Source organism: Endozoicomonas sp. Z74, from assembly GCF_057680865.1.
In genome coordinates this window covers 1-6,296 of record NZ_JBLYZI010000173.1, presented here as the reverse complement: position 1 = coordinate 6,296, position 6,296 = coordinate 1, and the positions used below count along the sequence as shown (strand labels likewise).

The 6,296-nt window shown below is 45.5% G+C and carries 5 protein-coding genes and 1 pseudogene; 5 read left to right on the top strand and 1 reads right to left on the bottom strand.

Annotated elements, in window-relative coordinates:
* Nucleotides 1–176: 176 nt before the first annotated feature.
* Complete coding sequence (locus ACNRUY_RS25525; RefSeq protein ID WP_488114485.1) at nucleotides 177–620, bottom strand: hypothetical protein; 444 nt, start codon at nucleotides 618–620, stop codon at nucleotides 177–179.
* A gap of 737 nt (nucleotides 621–1,357) precedes the next feature.
* Between ACNRUY_RS25525 and ACNRUY_RS25520 the strand changes: the two genes are divergently transcribed.
* From ACNRUY_RS25520 to ACNRUY_RS25500, 5 genes and pseudogenes are all read left to right on the top strand, one after another.
* Nucleotides 1,358–1,726 carry a hypothetical protein gene (locus ACNRUY_RS25520; RefSeq protein ID WP_488114484.1) on the top strand — a complete coding sequence of 123 codons (369 nt, stop codon included), beginning with the start codon at nucleotides 1,358–1,360 and terminating at the stop codon, nucleotides 1,724–1,726.
* Nucleotides 1,727–2,080: 354 nt separating this feature from the next.
* On the top strand, nucleotides 2,081–2,794 hold the full coding sequence (locus tag ACNRUY_RS25515) for an HAD family hydrolase (protein WP_488114483.1): 714 nt from the start codon (nucleotides 2,081–2,083) through the stop codon (nucleotides 2,792–2,794).
* A 25-nt stretch (nucleotides 2,795–2,819) separates the two neighbouring features.
* Nucleotides 2,820–3,299, top strand: coding sequence for a GNAT family N-acetyltransferase (locus ACNRUY_RS25510; RefSeq protein WP_488114486.1), 480 nt, complete (start codon nucleotides 2,820–2,822; stop codon nucleotides 3,297–3,299).
* A gap of 768 nt (nucleotides 3,300–4,067) precedes the next feature.
* Nucleotides 4,068–5,315 (top strand): serine/threonine transporter SstT, encoded by a 1,248-nt coding sequence (gene sstT / locus ACNRUY_RS25505; protein ID WP_488114482.1) that lies wholly within the window; start codon nucleotides 4,068–4,070, stop codon nucleotides 5,313–5,315.
* Between the two features lie 397 nt (nucleotides 5,316–5,712).
* Nucleotides 5,713–6,159: pseudogene (locus ACNRUY_RS25500) on the top strand (aspartate/glutamate racemase family protein); the annotation flags it as partial.
* Nucleotides 6,160–6,296: the final 137 nt, after the last annotated feature.

Genomic DNA, 6,296 nt, shown 5'->3' with positions numbered 1-6,296 from the left:
TGATTAGTATGAATCATAAGGGTTACCTTTTTACGATTTAGATTTCAGTGATTTCACCCTCTATCTAAATCGGTAACCCTTCCCTTTTTTGAAGAGGGAATTGTCAGATCAGATCTGAACTAATGCAAAAGATCATAATAATTTTTCAGTTACTTCAATTTTGTCCCGCTGGCAGATTAAAAAGGAAGCAATCCCAGTAGTACTGCTCCAGCTCCGCCAGCTTCATCTGTACATCCGGAGCCTTCCATTTTACCGAGCTCTTCATAAAAATTACTGTATTTTTTCTCGAGCATGCCGCTGTAAACCCGGCCTTTTTCTTCGTAGAAGTTGCTGTATTTTTGTTCAATAAAGCCGTTGCTTACTTTTCCGATTTCTTCGTAAAAGTTACTGTGTTTTTTCTCTATGCGCCCATTTTGTACACGGCCGACTTCTTCGTAAAAGTTACTGTGTTTTTTCATGACAATGTTGTTTTGAACCTTGCCCAGCTCTTCATAAAAGTTGCTGTGCTTCTCCATGATTATGCAGTCGCCATAGGCATGCGCCTGACTGGTCCCTGCAGTGAGAGCAAGAGCGCCCAATATAGATAACATGACTTTTGACTGATGGGTTCTCAGTTTCATATGCCTTCTCCTTTTTGATGGCTTTTTTTTATTCGCGCAGTTATTATGAACGCCAATTACTTTTTGTTAAAGCAGATCTATAAAAATAATGTGAATAAAGGACAAAAAATGCGCAGGAAAAAGTTGGCAAGTCGAGATTTTTAGGTCAACGTACTGGCACATGCTAAATCATGTGTCCTGATTCGTACGAAGCTTTCATAAATCCTCTACACCAAACCTGTCACTGACACACTAGGTTTGTTTATCCAGGCAATACTCGACTATCTCGAACAGCAGGTTAACTTTCTCAATCTTCAGTAAGGGCGTCGAAAGAGTCACGTGCTTGATACGACGGCTACTAAACATACGAAGCAGGTTCGCATGGCGATCAGTGGTTTCGTTACCTGGAAGAGGCTGGGGCAATTCACTTTCTGAATAAAGCCGTCATGCACACTTTTCACGATGATATGAACGAGAAAGTCCCCCCAGCAGCTGGTGATTTGATTTCCACTTAGGTTGGTTACCCTGAATTTCAAGCCGTTCTGGGAAAGCTGATGATAATCAGAGAGTCGTTGTTAAGGGGGCAGGACAGATACTCTAAAGCAATGTGGCTGCTCGAACTTGCTGAGTTGACCAGAAGCACCTCGAGTATGAATATGCAAACTATTACTAGTGGATTTTAAGCTGTTACCCACTATCACTTCTTGGGCTTTAATAGTTGCCAGCTAAACACGCGGAGTGAACTATTGAATATGATAATGAATAGAAAAAAAAGAATAGCGGTTGGAATAGTCAGTCCAATATTTATTGGTACTATTGTTCTTATTTTATATGACAGAATTTTCGCAAGTGGGTTTGGCATGGGTGGGCCTCTCTATATTGAGGTGTTTTTCTATGTTTTTTTTGGCTTTATGTTTATTGGTATTCAATCAATTGTGTCTTCATTTGTTATGGAGTACTTGGTGATTGTAAAAACAAATAATAGGGCCTATATTGTTTTTTCAGGTGGGGTTCTTGGTTATTTAAGTATTACATTATGGAATATCACTGCCTATCAGGTTGGCCTGATCGGGGCTTTTATTGGTTGTATAGTGGCTTTTATTTTGTCGTTAATAAAGAAAAATTGATAATGAAGTGGAGTTAATGATGGCCACCAATTTATTCTTATTTAAAAATATAGTTTATGCTATCGCATGATTATTTTAAAAAGTTGGATATTCTTTTTTGGTCGGTTTATGAATTAGCCGATATGATTTCCTGTGATATCAGAGCTTGTCGGAGCACTGGCTCTGCACTATTTATTGAGCTTGTGTTCCAGGGTGTACGTATTTCTACTAAGGCTTCTAAAGCAAGATTGTGTTGCCGGGGTTTAGAAGGCAGGATGATCTTAGTAGAGCCTTTACCCGTTTGTTTTTGCGGCTCAGTCATTTTGAGGCTGTGGCGCTGTGCAATAATTGAACACTACTGAAAGAGATTGTTGGATGAAGCTTGAAGCCATTCTGTGGGATTATGATGGTACCCTGGTCAATTCTGTTCGCAAGAATATTGAAATTACAAAATCCATTCTGTTGGAGGTTGCACCTCATCTAACCGGAGAAAATCTGCCCAAATACCTGTCCAGTGAGACGGATTATCAGGTGGCGAATCACACTGCCAGAAACTGGCAGGAGCTTTATCTTGAGTTTTACGGTTTGACTGAAAACGAAATGCTAAAGGCTGGTGCTCTGTGGGCGGAATATCAAAGGAGCAATACAACTTGTGTTCCCCTGTTTGACGGGATCAGTGCGGTTATTAATCGGTTCTCAAGCTGCCCCCATGGAGTATGCTCTCAAAACTCAACTGCAAACATATGGCGTGTTTTAAAGCAGAGCACTCTTGATCAGCGTTTCCGTGGGGTTGTGGGTTATGATGATGTTGAAAGTCACCATCAGAAACCCAATCCCCAGTCAGGGCTTAAATGCTTGAGTGATATGTTTGGTCATACTGATATCAGGCGGGTTATGTATGTGGGGGATCATGAGGCGGATGTGCTGTTTGCCAGAAACCTTCAGGAAGCACTTGGCGACGGTGCACAGGTGATTTCAGTGGCTGTTGCATACAGTGGTGCCCAGCCGGAGAGCTGGGCTGCAAAAGCTGATCATGTGGCCTGTAGCGTATCGGGCTTAGCTGCGATTATGGAGCTATATGGTGCCTGATGGGCCAGGGAGGAAATAAACCGTGATGTATAAAGAGGTGTCGCCTGATCAGGCACCTATACACCTGTTGCTTGAAGCGGATCCATCGAAGCAATGTATTCTGGAATATCTGGAGGGCGCTTGGTGTTTTGTGGCCTGTGAGCAGGAGGCAATATTGGGAGTCTGTGTGATGCAGGAAATAGAACCAGGCCGGGCAGAGCTGTTTAATATTGCGGTGGATCCAACACGACAGGGACAGGGCATTGGTTCCGGGCTGCTCCGTTATGTGCTGTCTTGCATGAGGGACAGACAGGTTCGATGGGTTGAGCTGGGCACCGGAACGTTCGGGTATCAGCTGACCTTTTATCAGCGCCATGGATTTCGGGTAAAGGGCGTGATTCCGGATTTTTTTGTTGAGCGTTACCCCCAGCCAGTGTTTGAAAATGGCCTTCAACACAGGGATATGCTTCGCCTGGCTTGTGATCTTGGAGACTCAGCCGCGCAAGGAGTGGGTGAGAGAGTATGATCAAATGTGATTGATGATGTGCTTCAGGCATTGACCCTTATCAACTCAATGACCAGCAAATAGCCGTATAAATAGTGTACGGGAATGATTGCAGGCTCAGCTTTTCGTTGAAAGACGACTGTCTCAGGGGGGAAGTGGGCGGCTGAAGTTTTGCAGGCGATGATTCCTGTGGGGGAAGGCTGTTGAAAGTCAAGGTCTGTAGCAAGATATTCTGGGGTGAGTTAAGGATGGGTTAAGGAAGAGTTAAGGAAGGGTGCTGTTTAATCATGATCCTTTGTATTGACTGAATAAATCGCGATAAACATCACCTTAGCCGTCTTTCTGTAGCAAGAAACACTGTTATTGTTCATTCCGCAGAAGTATATGGCGTTACGATTTACAGGTCTTATTTGTCTATCCCCCCGTTCCTGTTTATAAACAGGAGTGAACCAGAGGGTAGGCAACAGCCCGGTTCAGGGAATGAGAGGGTTGCTGCATTGGAGAGAGCTACTTCGGTGGTTCCTCTGAAAATGCCTTGCAGCCTGTCTGACTTATGCTTTCGAGCATAAAATTCAGTAGAACGAGTCAAATTTTCCGATGGATTCGTGCGAATAGCCGGTCTATTTAATCGAATTCATCGGGGCAGTCTTGAACCGCTCATGGCTGCGGCCGTTCTTTCTGGATTTTAGACCGAAATTGTCGTAAGTCCGACAGGCTGCCAGTAGGGCGAGTACCAAGGCCTATGGCCCTGGCTCTGATAAAAATCCAATGTTGTACAGCAGGTAAAGCATGAGTCAAGCCCAATCTTTTTATTCCCGGATGACAAGCACCAGCCTGGTGCTGAGGATCATTATCGGTATTGTCCTGGGCGCTGGCCTGGCGGTGATATCCCCGGAATCAGCCATTTCCATCTCTTTTCTTGGCTCCCTGTTCGTGGGTGCTCTGAAGGCCGTTGCCCCGATTCTTGTCTTTGTTCTGGTGGCCTCTTCCATTGCCAATCAAAAGCAGGGGCAGCACACCAATATGCGCCCGATTGTTGTGCTTTATCTATTGGGTACTCTGGCCGCTTCTGTGGTGGCCGTGTCCATGAGCTTTATGTTCCCGGTGACGTTGACCCTGGTGACCAACAGTGCTTCGGCGGCCCCTCCCCAGGGGATTGCTGAAGTATTGAATACGTTGTTGTTCAAGATCGTTCAGAATCCGGTTGAGGCTCTGTTGACCGGCAACTTTATCGGCATTCTGGCCTGGGCGCTGGGTCTTGGAGTTGTGCTCCGCCATGCCGCAGAGTCCACCAAGGTGATGCTTCATGATGTGTCCGTGGCAGTCTCTTCCATTGTCAAGTTTGTGATTCAGCTGGCGCCAGTGGGGATTTTCGGCCTGGTGGCCAATACCATTGCCCTGACCGGTTTTGAGGCACTGGTAGGGTATTCCCAGTTGCTGGTGGTACTGGTGGGCAGCATGTTGATTATTGCCCTTGGGGTGAACCCGGTGATTGTTTATCTGAAAACCGGTCAAAACCCCTACCCGCTGGTACTGCGCTGCCTGCGTGAAAGTGGAGTGACCGCTTTCTTTACCCGGAGTTCTGCGGCCAATATTCCGGTGAATATGCAGCTGTGCAAAAACCTTGACCTCCATGAAGACACCTACTCTGTCTCTATTCCTCTGGGCGCTACTGTCAATATGGGCGGGGCAGCTATCACCATTACCGTGATGACCCTGGCCGCTGTCCACACCCTGGGTATTCAGGTGGATATTGCTACGGCTCTGGTGCTGAGTGTGATTGCGGCAGTCTCAGCCTGCGGTGCTTCTGGCGTGGCGGGTGGTTCTCTGCTGTTGATCCCTCTGGCCTGTAGCCTGTTTGGTATTCCCAATGACGTAGCCATGCAGGTAGTGGCGGTTGGCTTTATTATCGGAGTGATTCAGGACTCCGTGGAAACGGCCCTGAACAGTTCTACCGATGTGGTCTTTACCGCAGCCGCCTGCATTGCCGCAGAGAAGAAAGACGCTCAGGAAGAGGCCCGTTCTGTCAGCGTGTGAGTAAAAAAGGATTGTTGTTGCCAGTGTTGCCTGACAGTAGCACTGGTTGTGATGGCTCAGGCAGGCTCTTTACATTCAGTGCTCCTGCCTGAGTTTTGTGTGAACCTTCCTGATGAAAAAAACTCATTGATGAGACCGTTTCTGTCTCAAGTCCGTTGTTTTGAATTTAGATGAAAGATACAGGTTGCAATAGAAACCTGGCTTTCTTCTATTCATCTTGAAAGTGTAATTCGCTGATAACAGCAGCCAAAGTCTTTTGGGGTTATTTTTATGGATGAAATAAACTCTGTTCATGCTTTGTGTCAGTGTCGTATTATTTATGTCCCTCTTTGATGTATATGAGTTTTTTAATTTGCTTGTTACTGTTTGGGGTGGTCTGTGTGAGGATGTATAGCGTATGAAAACCATTGGGTTGATTGGGGGGATGAGCTGGGAGTCTACTGCCAGTTATTACAGGCAGATTAATGAAGGTGTAAAAAATGCTCTTGGTGGACTGCACTCTGCAAAGGTATGCCTGTACAGTGTTGATTTTGATGAAATAGAAAAGCTGCAACATAAAGGAGAGTGGGATAAAACAGCCGAGATTTTGTCAAATGCTGCAAAATCTGTTGAGTCAGCAGGGGCTGACTTTTTCCTGATCTGTACAAATACTATGCATAAGGTGGCTGGTGCAATTGAAAAGTCTGTTTCCATTCCGCTGGTGAATATTGCTGATGCAACGGCAGAACGATTAAAAAAAGCCGGTGTTCAGCGGGTTGGTTTACTGGGTACACGTTTTACAATGGAGCAGGGTTTCTATAAAAACAGAATTTCAGAAAAATACGATATTGAGGTTCTGGTTCCTGGTCTTGAAGTGTAGTAGTTCAGACCTGATCTGACAGTCACCGATTTTTCAGAGGGTGTCTGTCAGGTCAAATTCAGGCTACAAATTTTTCCTTCCAGATCTCTTTGCCATCTATCAGAGTTTCCATTGGCGTTCTT